Source organism: Burkholderia sp. MSMB1835 (assembly GCF_001526365.1).
Taxonomy (GTDB): Bacteria; Pseudomonadota; Gammaproteobacteria; order Burkholderiales; family Burkholderiaceae; genus Burkholderia.
Genome location: NZ_LOYP01000031.1, coordinates 1 through 19,660, shown reverse-complemented (window position 1 = coordinate 19,660; position 19,660 = coordinate 1). Strand labels below are relative to the sequence as shown.

At 68.6% G+C, this 19,660-nt stretch carries 15 protein-coding genes and 1 tRNA gene; 5 read left to right on the top strand and 11 right to left on the bottom strand.

The features are described from left to right. Positions 1 to 100: 100 nt before the first annotated feature. From WS96_RS13380 to hrpA, 3 genes are all read right to left on the bottom strand, one after another. Complete coding sequence (locus WS96_RS13380; RefSeq protein ID WP_059833112.1) at positions 101 to 1,075, bottom strand: sterol desaturase family protein; 975 nt, start codon at positions 1,073 to 1,075, stop codon at positions 101 to 103. A gap of 16 nt (positions 1,076 to 1,091) precedes the next feature. Continuing rightward, complete coding sequence (locus tag WS96_RS13375) at positions 1,092 to 2,081, bottom strand: YVTN family beta-propeller repeat protein (protein WP_034207775.1); 990 nt, start codon at positions 2,079 to 2,081, stop codon at positions 1,092 to 1,094. 178 nt (positions 2,082 to 2,259) lie between these two features. Then, positions 2,260 to 6,468: an ATP-dependent RNA helicase HrpA gene (hrpA, locus tag WS96_RS13370; RefSeq protein ID WP_059833110.1), complete on the bottom strand. Its 4,209-nt coding sequence runs from the start codon at positions 6,466 to 6,468 to the stop codon at positions 2,260 to 2,262. Positions 6,469 to 6,491: 23 nt separating this feature from the next. Between hrpA and argA the strand changes: the two genes are divergently transcribed. After that, on the top strand, positions 6,492 to 7,871 hold the full coding sequence (gene argA / locus WS96_RS13365) for an amino-acid N-acetyltransferase (RefSeq protein WP_006485509.1): 1,380 nt from the start codon (positions 6,492 to 6,494) through the stop codon (positions 7,869 to 7,871). A gap of 53 nt (positions 7,872 to 7,924) precedes the next feature. Next, complete coding sequence (locus WS96_RS13360; RefSeq protein WP_009692666.1) at positions 7,925 to 8,200, top strand: oxidative damage protection protein; 276 nt, start codon at positions 7,925 to 7,927, stop codon at positions 8,198 to 8,200. Positions 8,201 to 8,356: 156 nt separating this feature from the next. On the opposite strand, the gene WS96_RS13355 is transcribed toward WS96_RS13360, so the two are convergent. The 3 genes from WS96_RS13355 to WS96_RS13345 all read right to left on the bottom strand — a co-directional run bounded on the left by WS96_RS13355 (position 8,357) and on the right by WS96_RS13345 (position 12,883). After that, a complete protein-coding gene (locus WS96_RS13355) occupies positions 8,357 to 9,769 on the bottom strand; it encodes an MFS transporter (RefSeq protein ID WP_059833208.1) in 1,413 nt (470 codons plus the stop codon). A 163-nt stretch (positions 9,770 to 9,932) separates the two neighbouring features. Beyond that, positions 9,933 to 11,135 carry a CaiB/BaiF CoA transferase family protein gene (locus WS96_RS13350; protein ID WP_059833107.1) on the bottom strand — a complete coding sequence of 401 codons (1,203 nt, stop codon included), beginning with the start codon at positions 11,133 to 11,135 and terminating at the stop codon, positions 9,933 to 9,935. After that, positions 11,132 to 12,883 (bottom strand): acyl-CoA dehydrogenase family protein, encoded by a 1,752-nt coding sequence (locus WS96_RS13345; protein ID WP_059833104.1) that lies wholly within the window; start codon positions 12,881 to 12,883, stop codon positions 11,132 to 11,134. Before WS96_RS13345 ends, WS96_RS13350 begins: the two co-directional genes overlap by 4 nt. Positions 12,884 to 13,057: 174 nt before the next feature. On the opposite strand from WS96_RS13345, the gene WS96_RS13340 reads away from it, so the two are divergent. After that, positions 13,058 to 13,960, top strand: a complete 903-nt coding sequence (locus tag WS96_RS13340) for a LysR family transcriptional regulator (RefSeq protein ID WP_059833101.1) — start codon at positions 13,058 to 13,060, stop codon at positions 13,958 to 13,960. A 35-nt stretch (positions 13,961 to 13,995) separates the two neighbouring features. Here the strand turns inward: WS96_RS13340 and WS96_RS13335 are convergent, their stop codons facing one another. The 4 genes from WS96_RS13335 to WS96_RS13320 form a co-directional block, all read right to left on the bottom strand. Beyond that, positions 13,996 to 15,414 carry an amino acid permease gene (locus tag WS96_RS13335; RefSeq protein ID WP_059833098.1) on the bottom strand — a complete coding sequence of 473 codons (1,419 nt, stop codon included), beginning with the start codon at positions 15,412 to 15,414 and terminating at the stop codon, positions 13,996 to 13,998. 92 nt (positions 15,415 to 15,506) lie between these two features. After that, complete coding sequence (locus tag WS96_RS13330) at positions 15,507 to 16,577, bottom strand: porin (RefSeq protein WP_373557895.1); 1,071 nt, start codon at positions 16,575 to 16,577, stop codon at positions 15,507 to 15,509. 100 nt (positions 16,578 to 16,677) lie between these two features. Beyond that, on the bottom strand, positions 16,678 to 17,064 hold the full coding sequence (locus WS96_RS13325) for a RidA family protein (RefSeq protein ID WP_059833093.1): 387 nt from the start codon (positions 17,062 to 17,064) through the stop codon (positions 16,678 to 16,680). Between the two features lie 30 nt (positions 17,065 to 17,094). Then, a complete protein-coding gene (locus WS96_RS13320; protein ID WP_059833091.1) occupies positions 17,095 to 18,309 on the bottom strand; it encodes an amino acid aminotransferase in 1,215 nt (404 codons plus the stop codon). Between the two features lie 191 nt (positions 18,310 to 18,500). Here WS96_RS13320 and WS96_RS13315 point away from each other — a divergent pair, with 191 nt between their 5' ends. Both WS96_RS13315 and WS96_RS13310 read left to right on the top strand, forming a co-directional pair. Continuing rightward, on the top strand, positions 18,501 to 18,983 hold the full coding sequence (locus WS96_RS13315) for an Lrp/AsnC family transcriptional regulator (RefSeq protein ID WP_059833088.1): 483 nt from the start codon (positions 18,501 to 18,503) through the stop codon (positions 18,981 to 18,983). 83 nt (positions 18,984 to 19,066) lie between these two features. After that, positions 19,067 to 19,141 (top strand) — tRNA-Val (locus tag WS96_RS13310). 116 nt (positions 19,142 to 19,257) lie between these two features. Here WS96_RS13310 and WS96_RS13305 read toward each other — a convergent pair. After that, positions 19,258 to 19,660 (bottom strand): aminotransferase class III-fold pyridoxal phosphate-dependent enzyme (locus WS96_RS13305; protein ID WP_156443629.1); only part of this gene is annotated, 403 nt, incomplete at its 5' end.

Sequence of the window (19,660 nt, the reverse complement as noted above, 5' to 3'; positions counted from 1 at the left end):
GGAGAAAAACGGGGAAAGGATAAACCACACGGCCCGCATGCGCCAAAGCGCATGCGGGCCGCGTGCAAGCGTCGTTCAACGGAGAGCGGACGGGGCGGGATCAGGCCGACGCCGCGCCGCGCTTCGCGGGGAACAGGCGCCGGAAGATCCGCACGAACGCGAGGCCGTGCTGCGACCAGAAGCCGTCGCCATAGGATACGCCCTCGACCTGCTCGCGGATGCCGGTCGGCTCGACCGTGCGGTTCCACGACGCGGTGCCGAACATCATGTCCCACCACGGAAACAGCACGCCGAAGTTGCAGCCGTACTTGGTGCCTTCGTGGCCGTAACCGACCGCATGGTGCCGGCGGTGGAAGATCGGGCTGACGAGCAGACGCTCGCCGATGCGGCCGTACGACAGCCGCGCATTCGTATGCTGGATGCTCTGCAGGAAGTTGGTGACCGCGGTCAGCACGACGAACTGCGACGGCGTCACGCCGATCACGAGCGCGATCGCCGCGAAGAAGCACGACTGGAGCACGTCGTCGAGCAGGTGGTTGCGGTCGTCGCACCACAGCGACATCTGCCGCTGGCTGTGATGGACCGCGTGCAGCTCCCACCAGATGCCGAACTTGTGCTGCCAGCGGTGATACCAGTAGCCGGCGAAGTCGAGCACGACGAGGTAGATCGCGAACGCGACGATCGGCTGCGAGGTCACGCCCGGCCACAGATAGTCGAGGTTGAAGTTCGCGACGCCATGCAGGCGCAGCCACGCCTGGAAGCCGTCGAACACCGGCTGCAGCGCGAAGAAGAAGAACAGCGTGTAGATGCCGAGCTTCGAGATCGCCGTGTAGATCACGTCGACCCGCACCGCGCGGCGGTTCTTCCAGCGCTCGACCGGCAGCAGCGCCTCGAGCGGGCGCAGCAGCGCGAACATCAGCACCATCTGCAGCGCGCCGATGATCACCCAGTACAGCGCGTCGTAGGTGTCCTCGTCATAGTCCATCAGGTTGAACTTGAAGAGGAGCGGCTGCACGACATCGACGTACAGCCAGGTCTGGATGTCCGACACGAACGCATCGATCAGGTGCAGCATCGTTCGCCTCCGCCCGTCACGCGCCGTTCGCCGCCTTCCACGGCGCGCGGTCGTAGAAGTAGATGCCGTGCGGCGAGCGGCCGACGGCAATCGTCTGCACCAGCTTGCGCGAGGCCAGATCGATGATCCCGACCTTCTTCGCGAACCGGAACGTCACCCACAGCGTCTTCTTGTCGGCGGACAGCTCCATGTCGTCGGGGCCCGGCAGCAGGCCGGTGATGTCGCCGACGTTGGCGAGCGTGTTCTCGTCGATGATGCTGATCGTGTTCGCGACGCGGTTCGTCACCGCGACGTGCGTGCCGTCGGCGAGCGAGCGGAAATTGTGCGCGCCCTTGCCCGTGTAGATCTGCTTGACGACCTTCTGGTTGCGCCAGTCGACGACCGCGACGTAATCCGCGCCGGTCATCCCGACCAGCAGGAATTTGTCGTCCGGCGTGAGCCACAGGCCGGCCGGCACCTTGCCGACCTTCATCTTCCATTTGACCGTCTGCGTCGGCAGGTCGATCGCCGCGATCTCGCCGGACACCTGCAGCGACACGAGCAGCGTCTTGCTGTCCTTCGTGAACGCGAGGTGGCTCGGCATCACCGCGAGCGGCACGCGCTTCACGAGGCGCAGGTCGCGGCCGTCGTAGCCGTAGATGTCGACGCGGTCGAGCCGCAGGCCGGCCGCCGCGAACCATTTGCGGTCGGGCGAGAAGCCGAGCTGGTAAGGATCGTCGATCCCTTCGACGGTGCGCTGCAGCTTGCCCGTCTTCGGATCGAGGAACATCAGGCTGTTCGAGACCGAATTCGCGACGATCAGCGACGCGTTGTCGGGCGTCGCCATCAAATGGTGCGGTTCCTTGCCGGTCGGCATCGTGGAAACGACTTCGCGGGTCTGCTGGTCGATCAGGGAAAGCGTCGCTTCGGCCGAATTGAGGACGATCACGTTATTCGCGTGCGCGGCGGGCGCCAGCACGGCGGCGGCCAGCGCTAGCGTGCGGCCGAAGGAAAGGAAAGTGCGCATGAAGACTCACGTCGTGGAACAGCTGTCATTGTAGAACGTTCGGCGGGCCCCTCCGGTTGACCCATGCCGGTATTGCGCCACTTCGACGCACGCCCGGCCTGCCGCACGCGCCGCCGCGGCAGGCGCCGCGGTGCCGGCCCGGGCGGCGGTCGGTGCGGGCCGGCACACCGATGTTGCGCTAGCGCTGCATCGACTCCCAGACCTTGTGCAGACGCTTGACAGAGACCGGCATCGGCGTGCGCAGTTCCTGCGCGAACAGCGAAATCCGCAATTCCTCGAGCAGCCAGCGGAATTCCGCGAGCCGCGCATCGGCGACGCCGCCGCGCTGCGACACCGCACGCTGGTACTGCTGGGCGAGCGGCAGCAGCTCGGCCGACTGCTTCGCGTCGCGCGCCGGGTCGGCCTTCAGCTTGTCGATCCGCAGCGCGATGCCCTTCAGGTAGCGCGGGAAATGCGCAAGCTGCGCGTAAGGCGTGTCGATCACGAAGCGCTTGCCGACCAGCGCGGCCAATTGCTGCTGCAGGTCCGCATGGGCCTGCGCGAACGGCTTCGCCTGCGCGAGCTTCTTCACGAGGCCCGCGTATTCGGCCAGGATCTGCCCGACGAGCCGCGCGATTTCCTGCGCGAGCAGGTTCAGGCGGCTGCGGCCCTCGTCGCGGCGCGCGTGGAAGCTCGCGTCGTCGTCGGGCAGCGGGTCCTGCAGGCATGCGCGATCGAGCGCCGTGTCGATCAGCTGGTCGCGCAACTCGTCCTGCGTGCCGAGCGACATGTACTGCATCGCCATCTCGCGCAGCCCCGGCAGGTTCTTTTCCAGGAACTTGATCGGCTCCTTCAACTGCAGCGCGAAGAGGCGCCGCAGCCCGGCCCGGTGGATGCGCGCGGCCTCCTCCGGCGAATCGAACACCTCGACGTCGCAATGGGTGCCGCGATCGACGAGGGCCGGATAGCCGTACAGCGTCTGGCCGCGCCGGCGGATTTCCAGCAGCTCGGGCAGCTTGCCGAAATTCCACGTCGTCAGGTTCTCGTACAGCGCCGTCGCGCCGGTTTCCGCCGCGGCGGCCGTCTGCGGCGCCGCGCCCTTGCCGGCCTTCGCGCCGCGGGCAGGCGCCCCGGCCGCGACACTCGACGCGGGCGCATGGCCGGGCGCCTGACCGGCCTCGGCGTCGCCGCCGCTCGCGAGCGTCGACGCCGCCGCGATCTTCTGGAACTGCTGCTGCGCCTGCGCGCCCAGCTCCTGGCGAAGCTGCGCGAGATTGCGCCCCATCGCGAGCTGGCGGCCGTGCTCGTCGATCACCTTGAAATTCATGAACAGGTGCGCGGGCAGCGTCTCGAGCTTGAAGTCGGCCGTTTTCATCGCGACCTGCGTCTCGCCGCGCACGTCGGCGATCAGCGCCTCGACGAGCCCGCCCGCACCGAAGCGCTCGCGGCCCATCCGCTCGACGAAGCCGGCCGCGTACTCGGGCAGCGGCACGCAGTGCCGGCGCAGCTTCTGCGGCAGCGACTTCAGCAGCAACTGCACCTTTTCCTTCAGCATGCCCGGCACGAGCCACTCGCAGCGGCGCGCGTCGACCTGGTTCAGCGCGAACAGCGGCACCGCGAGCGTCACGCCGTCGCGCGGCGTGCCGGGCTCGAAGTGGTACGTGAGCGCCATCTCGACGCCGGCCATCGTCGCGCGCTTCGGGAACAGGTCGGTCGTCACGCCCGCCGCCTCGTGGCGCATCAGGTCGTCGCGCGACAGATACAGCAGCCGCTGCTTGTCCTCCGCCTGGCCGCCCTGCTTCACCTCGTCGCGATACCAGCGCTCGAACGCGGCGCCCGTGTGGATGCCTTCCGGAATCGCGTGGTCGTAGTACGCGTAGATCAGCTCGTCGTCGACCAGCACGTCCTGCCGGCGCGACTTGTGCTCGAGCTGCTCGATGTCGGCGAGCAGCTTGCGGTTGTGCGCGAAGAACGGCAGTTTCGTGTCGAACTCGCCTTCGACCAGCGCGCCGCGGATGAACAGCTCGCGGGCGCGCGCCGGGTCCTGCTTGCCGAACGCGACGCGCCGCCGGTGATAGATCGGCAGCCCGTACAGCGTCGCGCGCTCGAACGCGCTGACCTGCGCGGGACGCTTCTCCCAGTGAGGTTCCGACAGCGATTTCTTCAGCAGGTGCGCGCCGATCTTCTCGACCCACTCGGGCTCGATCTTCGCGAGGCAGCGCGCGTACAGCCGGCTCGTCTCGACGAGTTCGGCCGCCATCACCCAGCGGCCGGCCTTCTTCGCGAGCGCGGAGCCCGGCCACAGGTAGAACTTGATGCCGCGCGCGCCGAGGTAATGCGGATCGTCGTCCGCCTTCATGCCGAGGTTGCCGAGCAGGCCCGTCAACAGGGCCAGATGGATCTGCTCGTAGGTGGCCTCGACTTCGTTGAGCCGCCAGCCGTGCTCGCGCACGACCGTCAGCAACTGCGAATGAACGTCGCGCCATTCGCGCAGCCGCAGGTGCGACAGGAAGTTCTGCCGGCACGCGTCGACGAGCTGGCGATTCGACTTCTTGTGCGCGACGGCTTCCTCGAACCACGCCCAGATCTTCAGCCACTGCAGGAATTCGGAGCGTTCGTCGGCGAAGCGGCGGTGCGCCTGGTCGGCCTGCTCCTGCGCTTCGATCGGGCGATCGCGCGGGTCCTGCACGGACAGCGCGCTCGCGATGATCAGCACCTCGCGCAGCGACTGCTGGTCGCGCGCGGCGAGAATCATCCGGCCGACGCGCGGATCGAGCGGCAGCCGCGCGAGCTCGCGGCCGAGCGGCGTCAGCGCGTTGTCGTCGTCGACCGCGCCGAGCTCGTTGAGCAACTGGTAACCGTCCGCGATCGCGCGGCCGGGCGGCGGTTCGAGGAACGGGAACGATTCGATCGCCGTCAGGTGCAGCGACTTCATCCGCAGGATCACCGACGCGAGCGACGAGCGCAGGATTTCCGGGTCGGTGAAGCGCGCACGCGCCTGGTAGTCGCTTTCCTCGTACAAACGGATGCACACGCCGTCGGCCACGCGGCCGCAGCGGCCCGCGCGCTGGTTCGCGGCCGCCTGCGAGATCGACTCGACCTGCAGTTGCTCGACCTTGTTCCGGTACGAATAGCGCTTCACGCGCGCGAGGCCGGTGTCGACCACGTAGCGGATGCCCGGCACCGTCAGCGAGGTTTCGGCCACGTTGGTCGCGAGCACGATCCGGCGCGCGTTCGACGCCTTGAACACCTTGTCCTGGTCGGCCGCCGAGAGCCGCGCGAACAGCGGCAGGATCTCGGTATGCGGCGGATGGTGCTTGCGCAGCGCCTCGGCCGCCTCGCGGATCTCGCGCTCGCCGGGCAGGAACACCAGCACGTCGCCGGGGCCTTCGCGGCACAGCTCGTCGACCGCGTCGACGATCGCGTCCATCAGGTCGCGCTCGGCTTCGCGCGCGGTCTTCACGCGATCGCGGCCGCCCGTGCCCTCGGCGTGCTTCACCGCCGGGCGATCCTCGGCCACCGGGCGGTAGCGCATCTCGACCGGATACAGCCGCCCGCTCACCTCGATCACGGGCGCCGGGCGTGCGTCGGTGCCGAAATGGCGCGCGAAGCGATCGGCGTCGATCGTCGCGGACGTGACGATCAGCTTCAGGTCCGGCCGCCTCGGCAGGATTTCCTTCAGATAGCCGAGCAGGAAGTCGATGTTCAGGCTGCGCTCGTGCGCCTCGTCGATGATCAGCGTGTCGTACGCCTTCAGCAACGGGTCGGTCTGCGTCTCGGCGAGCAGGATGCCGTCGGTCATCAGCTTGACGGACGCGCCCGGCGCGAGATTGTCGGTGAAGCGCACCTTGTAGCCGACCACCTCGCCGAACGGCGTGCCGAGTTCCTCGGCGATCCGGCGGCCGGTCGACGATGCGGCGAGGCGCCGCGGCTGCGTATGGCCGATCAGGCCCGTGCCGCCGGCGCCGAGGCCGCGGCCGAGATCGAGACAGATCTTCGGCAACTGCGTGGTCTTGCCCGAGCCGGTTTCGCCGCAGACGATGACGACCTGATGACCGGCGATCGCACGCGCGATTTCGTCGCGCTTGCCCGACACGGGCAGGCTTTCCGGATACGTGATCGGCGGAACGGGATTCGGCGGGACGGCGGCGCGCGGCGCACGCTCGCGACGCGGGGCCCGCTCGCCCGCTGGCTGCGGCGCGCTCTTCGCGGCCGGCTGGCGCGCGGCGCCGCGCCGTTCGTCATTGCGCGGCCCGCGCGGCGCGGGTGCCGGCGTGCCCGCCGGCTTGTCCTGCTGCTGGCGCGGCGGCTGACCCGGCTGCTCGCGCGCATCGGCCGCACCATCCGGGTGCTTCGCCGACGGCGTATTGGCCCGCGTCGGCGCGGGACTTTTAGAAACATTCGACATGGGGGCGCATTATAATCCCGGCCATGAATTCCCAAACCGACCTCCCTCCCGCCCAGACCGGCGCCGCGACGCCGCCGGCCGCCGACGATTCGGCCGCCAGCCACGCGCAGTTCGTCGACTGGATGCGCTCCGTCGCGCCCTATATCCACAAGTTCCGCAACAGCACGTTCGTCGTGGGGTTCGGCGGCGAGGTGGTGCAGCAGGGGCTGCTGAATGCGCTCGTGTCCGACATCGCGCTCTTGCAGGCGATGGGCATCCAGATCGTGCTGGTGCACGGCTCGCGCCCGCAGGTCGAGGAGCAGCTGAGCCTGCACGGTGTCGAATCCGAGTTTTCGCACGGCCTGCGCATCACCGATGCGCGCGCGCTCGAATCCGCGAAGGAAGCGGCCGGCGAAGTGCGTCTCGACATCGAGGCCGCGATCAGCCAGGGTCTGCCGAACTCGCCGATGGCGCACGCGCACATCAGCGTCGTGTCGGGCAACTTCGTGACCGCGCGGCCGGTGGGGATTCTCGACGGGGTCGATTTCGCGCACACGGGCATCGTGCGCAAGATCGACGCCGAATCGATCCGTCATTCGCTCGCGAGCCGCAAGCTCGTGCTGCTGTCGCCGCTCGGGTTCTCGCCGACCGGCGAGGCGTTCAACCTGTCGATGGAGGACGTCGCGTCGGCGGCCGCGATCGCGCTGCGCGCCGACAAGATCATCTTCCTGACCGAAGGGCCCGGCATCGTCGACGACGAAGGCGAGCTGGTGCGCGAAATGTCGCTCGACGCGGCCGCCGAACTGCTCGATTCCGGCAACATCCAGGGCGACGACGCGTTCTTCCTCAAGCATTCGATCCGCGCATGCCGCGGCGGCGTGACCCGCGCCCACCTGATCCCGCAATCGCTCGACGGCAGCATGCTGCTCGAACTGTTCCTGCACGACGGCGTCGGCACGATGATCTCGTACGAGAACCTCGAAAGCCTGCGCGAGGCGACTCCGGACGACGTCGGCGGCATCCTGTCGCTGATCGAGCCGCTCGAGTCGGACGGCACGCTGGTGCGGCGCGGCCGCCACCAGATCGAACGCGACATCGACCACTTCTCGGTGATCGAGCACGATGGCGTGCTGTTCGGCTGCGCGGCGCTGTACCCGTACCAGCAGGAAAAGATCGGCGAAATGGCGTGCCTGACGGTCGCACCCGAAGCGCAGGGCTCGGGCGACGGCGAACGCCTGCTCAAGCGCATCGAGCAGCGCGCCCGCGCGCGCGGCCTCACGCACATCTTCGTGCTCACGACGCGCACCGAGCACTGGTTCCTCAAGCGCGGCTTCGTCAAGGTCAGCGTCGACGACCTGCCGGAAGACCGTCGCAAACTCTATAACTGGCAGCGCAAGTCGCTCGTGCTGATGAAGCAGCTCTGAGCACCGGCACGACTGCCCTTCCCCCCAGACACCGATTACAGGAGAAGTACACGATGGCTCGAATGATCCAATGCGCGAAGCTCGGCAAGGAAGCCGAAGGCCTCGATTTCCCGCCGCTGCCGGGCGAACTCGGCAAGCGCATTTACGAGAGCGTCTCGAAGGAAGCGTGGCAAGGCTGGCTCAAGCAGCAAACGATGCTGATCAACGAAAACCGCCTGAACATGGCCGACCCGCGCGCGCGCCAGTACCTGATGAAGCAGACGGAGAAGTACTTCTTCGGCGAGGGCGCGGACCAGGCGTCCGGCTACGTGCCGCCGACGGAAGGCTGAGCGCCGCGAATCGCGCAGGCGGCGCGCTAGCGTCGTCGCGAATAGCGCAAACGGCACCGTGCGATCGCACGGTGCCGTTTGCTTTTGGGGCAGCCCAATCGACGCAACCCCGCCGACGCGCGCTCGACGGCGCCCGGGCGAGCCGGCGTGCCCGCGTCATCCCGCCGGTTTCAACGTGCTGCGATCGTCCGGCGGCGCGCCCGCGCCGGCCGGCTGATCCGCGCCCGCGCCTTCCGTGCCCCATTCCGCCGCATCGCTGCGTTCGGCCGTCGACAGCTCGTCCGCGCGGTAGCCGGTGCGATTGAGCAGCGCGAGCATGCACGCAAGCGACACGAGCGCGTACAGCCCCGACGCGATCGCGACGCCGACGATGCTGCCGGTCGCGTTCAGGATCGCCTGCGCGAGCACCGGCGTGCCGCCGCCGACGACCAGCGCGCTCAACTGATACGCGAGCGACAGGCCCGTATAGCGGATGTTGGCCGGGAACACGCGCGCGAGCACGCCGCCGACCGCGCCGTAGAACATCGCCGACGGAATCGTCGAAATGCACATGCCCGCGACGGCGACCCAGTACGAACGCGTCGCGAGCGCATGGAACATCATCGGCATCAGCACGATTTCCGGAATCAGGATCCAGCACATCGCGCGCCGCATGTCGACCTTCGACACGAACCACGCGCCGACCGGCTGCATCAGAAATTGCACGACGAGCGAGATCGACAGGATGCCGAGAAACGTGCCCTGCGCGTAACCGAGCGTCTTCGTCGCCCACGACAGCGCGAACGTGCTGCGGAAATACGTGACGTTGATCACCGGCAGCGTGCCGGCCGCGAGCAGCACGACGACCCAGTGGTCGCGCACGACGTCGCGCAGCGGCAGCTTCACCGTGCGCTTGCGCGCGAGCACGCGCTGCATGTCGACCGACTCCTCGAGCCTCAGCCGGATCACCATGCCGATGATCACGAGCACGGCCGACAGCAGGAACGGAATGCGCCAGCCCCACATCAGGAACGACGGCGTCGGCAGCGCGCTCAGCGCGAAGAACGCGGCCGTGGCCAGCAGGTTGCCGGTGGGCGAGCCCTGCTGTGCGAACGCCGCATACAGGATGCTGCGATGCTTCGGCGCATTCTCGCTCGCGATCAGCACCGCGCCGCCCCACTCGCCGCCGACCGCGATGCCCTGCAGCACGCGCAGCACGACGAGGCCCGCCGGCGCCCATACGCCGATCGACGCATAGCCGGGCAGCAGGCCGATGCCGGTCGTCGCGAGCCCCATCATCACCAGCGTGATCACCAGCGCGGTCTTGCGGCCGACGCGATCGCCGAGATGGCCGAACACGATCCCGCCGAGCGGCCGCGCGGCGAAGCCGGCCCAGAACGTGACGAACGCGAGCAGCGTCGCGACGCCGGGATCCATCGTGCTCGAAAAGAACACCTTGCCGAACACGAGCGCCGCGGCGGTGCCGTAGATGTAGAAGTCGTACCACTCGATCGTGGTGCCGACGAACGCCGCGAGGGCGGCGCGGCCTGGCCGCGGCTGCGCGGCGGGCGGGGATGGCGGACGGCTCATCGTTGTCTCCATGTTGGTGATCCGGGGTGCGACTGTCGCGCGCCTTGTCGGATGGCCGGCCTTCGCCGGCTGGTCGGAATGCTCTACGTTGCGTTGCTCGATGTCGACGTTGCGATCGGTCGGGTCGGGACGACGTTCGTCTGCGGGCGCGCCCGTCGGTCCGTCACGTCCCGTCGGGCGCGACACGCAGCACGCCGGCATCGAGCAGTTGCTGCTGAAGCGCGCGATCGACGCCGAGCCGATCGAGCACCGCACGTGTGTCGCGACCGAGCGCGGGCGGCGCCGACCGGTAGGTGGCCGGTGTGCGCGACAGCTTCACCGGCGACGCGGTGCCGCGATACGCACCGATCTCGACGAACAGGTTGCGGTGCAGCGCATGCGGATCGTGCGCGACGTCGGCCACCGTGCGCACCGGCCCGCACGGCACGCCGGCCGCCATCAGCTCGCGCGCGAGCGGCTCGCACGCGTGCGCGGCAAGCCGCACTTCCAGCTCGACCTTCAACTGCGGCCGGTGCGCGCAGCGGCTGCGGTTGTCGACGAAGCGCGGATCGCCGGCGAGCGCCGGCGCACCGAGATGCGCGACGAGCCGCGCGAACTGCCGGTCGTTGCCGACGGCGAGGAAGATCGGCACGGTGGCCGTGCGGTAGCTGTCGTACGGCGCGATGTTCGGATGCGCATTGCCGCTGCGCTCCGGCACGCGGCCCGAACCGAAGAAGTTCGGCAGGTGCGGATGCAGCAGCGACACGCCGCAGTCGTACAGCGCCACGTCGATCGACTGCCCGCGCCCGCTCTTCTCGCGCTCCGCGAGCGCCAGCAGGATGCCGGCGAGCGCGTTGAGCCCCGTGACCATGTCGACGATCGGCAAACCGATGCGCGTCGCGCCGCCGTCGCGTTCGCCGTTCACGCTCATCAGCCCGGCCATCGCCTGGATCACCGCGTCGTAGCCCGGCAGGCCGCCGAGCGGGCCGTCGTCGCCGAAGCCCGTCACCGCGCAGTGGATCAGGCGCGGGAAGCGCGGTTGCAGGTCGCGTGCGTAGTCCATGCCCCAGCGCGCGAGCGTGCCCGGCTTGAAATTCTCGACGAGCACGTCGGCCTCTTCGAGCAGGCGCCACAGGATCGCCCGCCCTTCGTCGTGCGACAGGTCGAGCGCGAGCCCTTCCTTGTTGCGGTTCACGCCCATGAAATACCAGGCCGTGTCGCCGAGGAACGGCGGCCCCCAGCCGCGCGTCTCGTCGCCGGCGGGCGGCTCGATCTTGATCACCGTCGCGCCGTGATCGGCGAGCGCCTGCGTGCAGTACGGGCCGCCGAGCACCCGGCTCAGGTCGACGACCTTCAGGCCGTCCAGTGCGCCACGCGTCGTGCTCATCGCTCGACCTCCGGCAGCAGGTCGAGCGCCGTGTCGAGCGCGACCGGCAGGCCGCGCAACAGCGCGTCGGACGCGGCCGATTGGTCGTCGCGCGGTGCCGGCGCGAGCGGATCGACCGGCAGCAGCTTGTGTCGCACGATCAGGTGCGCCAGCGCGAGACGCCTGAAATCCGGCGCGAGCCGGGCGCCCTCGCAGGCCATCAGCACGGCCGCGCTCGCGTAATACAGCGCGGACGCGGCCTGCCGCACGCGCGCGTCGTCGCCGTCCCCCGCGACCCGCGCGAGCGCATCGCACGCCCGCGCGAGAATGCGCCGCAGTGCCGTGCGGCTCGCGTCGGGTAGCGGCGCCGCGCCCAGACGATCGCCGAGGAACGTGCGCAGTGCGTCGAGCGCATGCTCGCGCTGCGCGGCGCGCGCGACGTCGAGCGCGACGATGTTGCTCGTGCCTTCCCAGATCGAACCGAGGTGCGCGTCGCGCACGAGCCGCGCATCGCTCCACTCCTCGATATAGCCGGTGCCGCCGCGCACTTCCATCGCATCGCCCGTCACGCGGCGCGCATCGCGGCACGCGCGGAACTTGATCAGCGGCGTCAGGATCCGCACGCAGCGCGCAGCCTGTTCGTCGCCCGCATCGGCCTGCGGCAGCAACAGCGCGATCTGCATGAACATCGTGCGCGCGGCCTCGGCCGGCAGCAGCACCTTCATCAGCTGGCGCCGCATCAGCGGCATCTCGATCAGCTTGCGGCCGAACGCGTCGCGATGCGCGGCGACGTGCAACGCTTCGTTCAGCGCGCGCCGCATCAACCCGGCCGCGCGCACGCCGTTCGACAGCCGCGACATGTTGATCATGTCGGCCATCTGGTGAAAGCCGCGGCCGATCTCGCCGATCAGGTACGCCTGCGCACCTTCGAGCGCGATCTCGCCGCTCGCCATCGAACGGCTGCCGAGCTTGTCCTTCAGGCGCACGATCCGGTAGCGGTTGCGCGTGCCGTCCGGCAGCGTCTTCGGCAGCAGGAACAGCGCAAGGCCCTTGATGCCGTCCGGTGCGCCGTCGGGCCGCGCAAGCACCATCGCGAGATCGGCGTCGGCATTCGAGCAGAACCACTTGTCGCCGGTCAGGCGCCAGACGGTATCGCCCTGCGCGTCGGTTTCGCGGGTCGCGCGCGTCGCGATACGGCCGACGTCGGAGCCGGCCGCCTGCTCGGTCATGAACATCGCGCCCTGGTACAGCGTGTCGAAGTCGCGCGACGCGAGCCTCGGCAGGTAGCGCGCGACGAGTGCGGGATCGCCGAAGCGGCGCAGCGTGCGCGTCAGCGAATCGGTCATGCTGACCGGGCAGCACAGCCCGAATTCCGCCTGCACGAACAGGAACGTCAGCGCGTACTTGACGAGCGGCGGCACGGTTTCGGCCCCGTGGCTCAGCGACGCGAGCCCGAGCTCCGCATACGCGACCCGTTCGAGCGCGACGTACGCCGGATCCTTGTCGATCCGCTGCACGGCCTCGCCGCGCCGGTTGCGGTGCTCGAGCACGGGCGGATGCTTGTCCGCGCGCGCCGCCCATTCGTCGAGTTCGCCCGATACGCGCTCGCCGAGCGCGCGCAGCCGCGGCTCGAGTTCCGCATAGTGCGCGTTGCCGAGATGCAGCTTCAGCAACGCGCCGAGATCGGGGTCGACGGTGAAGAAATTGATGCCCCGGCTGTCGGGGATATGGGATGCGCCGGTGTCCGGCGTGCGAGCGGTGTCGTTCATGCGTGCGTCTCCTGGGTTGCCAGCGCATCGGCCGGGCCACGGTGCCGCGGCGCCCGGCCCGTCGTGCGTCAAGCCTCCCGCAGAGCGTAGGCGCGCGGTCGATAAGCGTCCAATACAGGATTTATCCGGTACGATAGATATCGCTTATCGATGCCGACGCCTGGAGGAGACACCGTGGAACTGAGGCAGTTGCGCTACTTCGTGGCCGTCGCCGAGGAGCTGCACTTCGGGCGCGCGGCGAAGCGCCTGTACATCTCGCAGCCGGCGCTGAGTTTCGACATCCGCAAGTTCGAGGACGCGCTCGGCGTGCAGCTTTTTTCCCGCACCAACAAGACGGTCGCGCTGACCAACGCGGGCGCGGTGCTGCTCGGCGAGGCGCGCCGGCTGCTGCTGCAGGCGGCCGAGGCCGAGCGCCTGACGGTGCGCTCCGCGTCGGGGCTCGCCGGCCGGCTGCGGATCGGCTTCGTCCATTCGATGCTGTATCGCGGGCTGCCCGACGCGGTGCGGCGCTTCGAGGCCGACTATCCGGGCGTCGAGATCGTGCTGAGCGAGATGAACACGCACGCGCAGGTGCAGGCGATCCAGCGCGGGCAGATCGATCTCGGCTACGCGCACTGGGGCCACTGCCCGCCCGAGGTCGAATCGGCGCCCGTCTATGCGGAGCCGTTCGTGTGCTGCCTGCCGGCCGCGCATCCGCTTGCGCGGCGCCGGCAGGTCGCGCTCGCCGCGCTCGCGACGGAACCGTTCATCCTGTTTCCGCGCGACGCCGCGCCGCACTATCACGACCTGATCATCGCGCAGTGCGTGAACGCGGGATTCAGTCCGCTGATCCGTCACGAGGCACGGCTGTGGCAGACGATCCTGTCGATGATCGAGTTCGGGATGGGCATCGCGCTCGTGCCGCGCGTGCTGCAGCAGGTCAAGAGCGACCGGCTCGCGTTCCGGCCGCTGAAGGATGCGTCGCTCGAATCGCGCACGCTGGAGCTGAAGCGCAGCGGCACCGCCGAACCGGTCGCGCTGCGCTTCGCCGACTACGTGCGCGCGTCGATCGACGCGCTGCCCGCGCTCGCGGGCTGAGCCGGCGCGCCCGACTTCGCGCCGGTACTTCTCCGCTACTTCGCTTCGGGCTGCAGCACCGGCGGTGCGCGCCGGTACCACACCGCGTACACGACGGACAGCGCGATCAGGAACGGAATGCCGAAGATCAGCGTCATGTGGAATTCGGCGGTGAAGTACGTCGTCACCATCACCGCGAGCATCAGCGCCGCGCCGAGTAGCGTCAGCAGCGGAAAGCCGCGCATCCGGAACGCGGGCGCCGGCAGGCCGAGCGCCGTGCGACGCCGCCGGAAGCAGTAATGCGTGACGAAGATCATCATCCAGGTGAACAGTGCGCCAAACATCGACACCGCCATCATGATCGTGAACGACGCGTCCGGGTACAGCACGCTCAGGACCGTCGCGAGCGCGATGCCGAGCGTCGACAGCAGCAGCGCGCCGAACGGCACGCCGCGCATGTTCACCTCGCCGAGCGCCTTCGGCGCGTACCCCGCGCGCGACAGGCTGAACATCATCCGCGTCGTGATGTAGAGCTGGCTGTTCATCGCGGACAGCGCGGCGATCAGCACGACGAAGTTGATCAGCCCGGCCGCGCCCGGCAGGTGGATCGCCTCCATCACCTTCACGAACGGGCTCTCGTCGCGCCCCGCCGCCGTCCACGGCACGATCGCGAGCATCAGCGCAAGCGTGACGAGATAGAACAGCACGAGCCGCACGATCGTCGAGCGGAACGCGCGCGTCACCGCACGCTCGGGATCCTCGGCTTCGCCCGCGGCGACCGCGATCATCTCGATGCTCAGGTAGCTGAAGATCGACACGATCACCGCGACCCACATGCCCCACATCCCCTTCGGAAAGAAACCGCCATGCCCGGTGTAATGGTGGAAGCCCGCGCCAGCCGCGCCGTCGCCGACCAGTGCCGGATTGCCGAATACGACGTACGCGCCCAGCACGATGAAGCCGACGATCGCCGCGATCTTCACGACCGAGAAGCCGTATTCGACCGCGCCGAACACGTCGACGCTGCGCGCGTTGACGAACACGAGCAGCGCGGAGAAAGCGACGATCCACAGCCAGCCCGGCACGCCCGGGAACCAGTACTTCATGTACAGCGCGATCGCGGTGACTTCGGTGCCGACCGCGAGCACGATGCACGCCCAGTACGCATAGCGCACGAGGAACCCGGCCCACGGGCTCACGTAATGTTCGGCGTATGCGCCGAACGACCCGGAGGTCGGGTGCGCGACCGTCATCTCCGCGAGACAGCCCATCAGCAACAGCGAGATGAACGCGCCGATCGCGTAGCTGACGAGCACGCTCGGGCCGGCAAAGCCGATCGCGAACCCGCTGCCGAGAAACAGACCCGTGCCGATCGCACCGCCGATCGCGATCATCGCCATCTGCCGTGCGGAGAGCGTGCGGCGCAGGCCCTGCTCGCGCGCCGCGATGTGCTGGAATTGCCCTTCTGGTTGCATCGAATGACCTCGTTCGAAAACGTGTGTCCGGTCGAAATGTCGACGGCGCACGGACCGGTGCCGGACCGCGCCGGCCACCGTGCGCCGCGTGCTCAGAACAGGTGACGCAAGCCGGCCGCGATACCTGTCTGGTTGCCGCGTCCGGGCATTTCGGTGAACGCGCCGCCGCTCACCCGGTTGTAGTCGACCGTCGCGTAGACCTGCGTCGCCTTCGACAGCGCGTACTCGGCCTCGAGCACGCCCGTATAGCGCTTCCCGCCGTTACCTGCGATGCCGTTGACGTTGCGGATGTCGTCGTAATACGCGACGCCCGTCACCGATACCGCCGGCGTGACCTTCACACCCGCACCGGCATAGAAGATCGCGTCGCGCCGCGGATGGTCGGCGAACGAACCGTAGGCCACGTCGCGGCCCGGCGCGTTCAGCAGTTGCCGGTCGAGCATGCCCGTGCGGTCGATGCCGCCGAGATAGCCCGCGTACAGCGTCGCCGCGCCGAACGCGTAGCGTGCGCCCGCGCCCCATGCCTGCTGAGCACGGCTCGTCAGGTCGCGCACCTGCTGGTAGGTCGCGCCGACCATCAGCCCGCCGAGCGTGTACGACACGTGCGTGCCCCAGTACGCGTTCGCGCCGAGGCTGCCCGCGACGCCGCCGAAACCATAGCTCGCGCCGACGTTCAGCCCGCCGAACGTGCCGTCGTAGCTGACCACGTTGCTCGCGCGGCCCTGCGTGAGAAAGTACGGCCACATGTTGGCCGCGTAGTTGCCGACCGTCAGCGGGTCGAGATCGCCGAACAGGTTGAACGCCTCGGTCGCCTGCCGGCCGAGCTTCACGGTGCCCCAGTCGCTCGCCAGGCCGACATACGCGTAGCGGCCGAACAGCGCGCCGTCGAGCTGCCCGCTCTGCGGCTCGAAGCCGCTCTCGAGCCGGAAGACCGCCTTCAGCCCGCCGCCGAGCGCTTCGCTGCCCTGCAGGCCCCAGCGGCTGTTGGTGATCGCGCCGTTGATCATCTGCACGCCGGCGTCGTTCGATGCGTTCGCGTGCGTCGTGTAGCGAATGCTCTGGTCGACGATGCCGTACAGCGTCACGCCGCTCTGCGCCATCGCGCCGCTCGCGGCGAGCAGGCCGGCCATCGTCGGCACTGCGAATCGAGTGATACGTGTCATCTTCGTCTCCATCCTTGTCTGAATTGTCGGTGTTCGTCGGGGGGTGTGGGTACCGGTCGGCAATCGCAGGTGCCGCAGTCGTCGCGACGTCGCGTGCCGGCTAGCCGCGCGCCGTCGGCAGCGCGACGTACGCGACCAGCTCGACGCGCATGTCCGGGTGCGCGAAGCCCTGCACGCCCACGCACGTGCGGTTCGGGTACGGTTCGTGGAAGTGGCGCCGGTATTCGGCGTCGAATTCGGGCATCGCCCTCACGTCGGACAGGTAGACGAGCACCTGCGCGACGTCGTCCATCGTCGCGCCGGCCGCCGCGACGGCCTTCGCGAGATTGCCGAGCGTGATGCGCGCCTGCTCGGCCATCGTGTCGCCGGCGATCGCGCCGGACGCATCGACCGGCCCATGGCCGGTAAACATCAGCCCACCCGCGCGGGTCGCCCACGAGAACGGCTGCGCGAGCGGGGGCAAGTCGACCGGAATCGTGTCTGCCATCGTGTGCTCCTTCGGTTCGGGACCGGCCGCTCAGGCGGCCTGGCGCGACGCGCCGCCGAGCACGTCGGCGATCGCGTTCGCGACGTGCTCGACGTTCGCGTCGTTCAGGCCCGCGATGCACATGCGGCCCGAGCGCAGCAGGTAGACGCCGTGCGACGCGCGCAGCCGGTCCACGTCGGTCGCGGCGATGCCCGTGTAGCTGAACATGCCGCGCTGCGTGACGAGCGCATCGAACGCGGGTGCCGGCAGGCGCGCGTCGAGCCGCACCTTCAGCGCGCCGCGCATGCGCTTGATGCGCGTGCGCACCTGGGCCACTTCGTCTTCCCAGCGCGCACGCAGGACGTCGTCGTGCAGCACGGCCGACACGAGCTGTGCACCGAACAGCGGCGGGCTCGAATAGGTGCGGCGCACGCCGGCCTGCAACTGGCTCAGCACCGTCGCCGCTTCGGCCGCGCTCGCGCAGACGATCGACAGGCCGCCGACGCGCTCGCCGTACAGCGAGAAGTTCTTCGAAAACGAGTTGCTGACGATCGCCGGCAGTCCCGCTTCGACGATTGCGCGCACGGCCCATGCGTCGTCGTCGAGTCCGTCGCCGAAGCCCTGGTATGCCATGTCGAGGAACGGAATCAGCCCGCGCCGCGCGAGCACGTCGATCACCGCGCGCCATGCGTCGCGGCCGAGGTCGAGGCCCGTCGGGTTGTGGCAGCACGGCTGCAGCAGCACGATGCTGCGCGCGGGCAGCGCGTCGAGCGCCGCGAGCATCGCGTCGACGCGCAGGTCGTTGCGCGCTTCGTCGTAGTACGGATACGTGTGCACGTCGAGGCCGGCCGCCGCGAAGATCACGCGATGGTTGTCCCACGTCGGATCGCTGATCCAGATCGCGCTATCGGGAAAATAGCGCTTCACGAAATCTGCACCGAGCCGCAACGCGCCCGAACCGCCGAGCGTCTGCAGCGTCGCGATACGCCCTTGCGCGAGCGCCGCGCAGTCGGCGCCGAACACGAGGCGCTGTACGCCCTGCCGATATGCGGCGAGCCCTTCCATCGGCAGATACGTATGCGGCGCACCGGCTTCGCGCACGCGCTCGGCCGCGAGACGCGTGCTTTCCGGCACGGGGATGCGGCCCGCGTCGTCGTAGTAGAGACCGATGCTGAGGTTGACCTTGTGCGGATGGACGTCCTGCTGGAACGCCTGGAACAGCGACAGGATCGGGTCGCCCGGATAGGCGGGAATGTGTTCGTACATGGCGCAATGACGGTTGAAGTTGAAGGCGGCGAGTCGGCCGGCGGCGCGACAGCGCGTCAGGTCGTGCGGTCGAGGCATGGGGCGCATGTTATCGAGGACGAAATAGAATGAGCTTCACTTTTCGATGACGAATTGCCGTCTTTGCAGTAGAGTCTGCGCTTGTCATCTCGAAAATGAGGGGATTCTGCGAAATGAATCTGGATCGAACCGACATGCGGATCCTCCGGCATCTCGAGCGGGACGGCCGTATCAGCAATCAGGACCTCGCGAACGCGGTCGCGCTGTCGCCGTCCGCGTGCCTGCGGCGCGTGAAGCTGCTCGAGGAGCGCGGCGCCATTTCGGGTTACCGCTGCACGATCGAGCCGAAGAAGGTCGGCGTCGCATTCGAAGCGCTCGTGCATGTGTCGATGCGGCCGGACGTGCCCGAATGGCACGACCGTTTCGTCGAGGCGCTTCAGCAGTGGCCGGAAGTCATCGCCGCGCAGATCGTGACGGGCGGCTCGAACTACGTACTGACGGTACGGGCGCGCGACCTCGACCACTATTCCGACTTCGTGATCAACCGCCTGCACCGCGCGACAGGCGTGATGTCGATCAATTCGAGCATCGTGCTCGCGACGCTCAAGCGCGACGGCTCGATCCTCGATCTCGTCGAGCCGTCGACGGCCAGCTGACGAACTTCTTGTACCGGCCTGAAAAATATTTGAAGAAAGGGCTTTACGAACCCAAAAAGCTCTGACATAATTTCAGCTTCTTTGGGCGGTTAGCTCAGCGGTAGAGCACTGCCTTCACACGGCAGGGGTCACTGGTTCGATCCCAGTACCGCCCACCAAAGAATTCAAGGGCCTGCGTCTCACGACGCAGGCCCTTTTCGTTTTGGCGGCGCGCGTGCGCTGCACGATGCGGGCGCCGCGTCAGTCGACGCCGCGTCCGCACGCCGGTGCCGGCTTACCGGCCCTGCCCCACCCGCTCCGCCGTCGCATCGAACGCGCGCTTCGCCTTGTCGACGATCTCGTCGACCTCCGCCTCGCGAATCACGAGCGGCGGCGACAACAGCATCCGGTCGCCGGTCGCGCGCATGATCAGGTTGCCGTTGAAGCAGAAGTCGCGGCAGATCGTGCCGACATCGACGTCCGCGCCGAAGCGCTCGCGCCGGTGTCCGTCGCGCGCCAGTTGAACGCCGGCGACCAGCCCCGCTCCCGCAATCTCCCCGACGATCGGATGATCGCCCAATGCGTCGCGCAGCCGCCGCTGGAAATACGGGCCGATATCGATCTTCACGCGCTCGACGATGCCTTCGTCGCGCAGCAGCTTCAGGTTCGCGACCGCGACGGCGGCCGCCACCGGGTGG

Bases quoted from the DNA above. Each gene is read 5' to 3' on its own strand.
- WS96_RS13345 (WP_059833104.1), bottom strand. From the start codon at position 12,883: ATGAACGACACCGCTCGCACGCCGGACACCGGCGCATCCCATATCCCC.
- WS96_RS13320 (WP_059833091.1), bottom strand. From the start codon at position 18,309: ATGTACGAACACATTCCCGCCTATCCGGGCGACCCGATCCTGTCGCTG.
- WS96_RS13330 (WP_373557895.1), bottom strand. From the start codon at position 16,577: ATGACACGTATCACTCGATTCGCAGTGCCGACGATGGCCGGCCTGCTC.
- WS96_RS13355 (WP_059833208.1), bottom strand. From the start codon at position 9,769: ATGAGCCGTCCGCCATCCCCGCCCGCCGCGCAGCCGCGGCCAGGCCGC.
- WS96_RS13375 (WP_034207775.1), bottom strand. From the start codon at position 2,081: ATGCGCACTTTCCTTTCCTTCGGCCGCACGCTAGCGCTGGCCGCCGCC.
- WS96_RS13315 (WP_059833088.1), top strand. From the start codon at position 18,501: ATGAATCTGGATCGAACCGACATGCGGATCCTCCGGCATCTCGAGCGG.
- WS96_RS13325 (WP_059833093.1), bottom strand. From the start codon at position 17,064: ATGGCAGACACGATTCCGGTCGACTTGCCCCCGCTCGCGCAGCCGTTC.
- WS96_RS13360 (WP_009692666.1), top strand. From the start codon at position 7,925: ATGGCTCGAATGATCCAATGCGCGAAGCTCGGCAAGGAAGCCGAAGGC.
- hrpA (WP_059833110.1), bottom strand. From the start codon at position 6,468: ATGTCGAATGTTTCTAAAAGTCCCGCGCCGACGCGGGCCAATACGCCG.
- argA (WP_006485509.1), top strand. From the start codon at position 6,492: ATGAATTCCCAAACCGACCTCCCTCCCGCCCAGACCGGCGCCGCGACG.
- WS96_RS13380 (WP_059833112.1), bottom strand. From the start codon at position 1,075: ATGCTGCACCTGATCGATGCGTTCGTGTCGGACATCCAGACCTGGCTG.
- WS96_RS13335 (WP_059833098.1), bottom strand. From the start codon at position 15,414: ATGCAACCAGAAGGGCAATTCCAGCACATCGCGGCGCGCGAGCAGGGC.
- WS96_RS13350 (WP_059833107.1), bottom strand. From the start codon at position 11,135: ATGAGCACGACGCGTGGCGCACTGGACGGCCTGAAGGTCGTCGACCTG.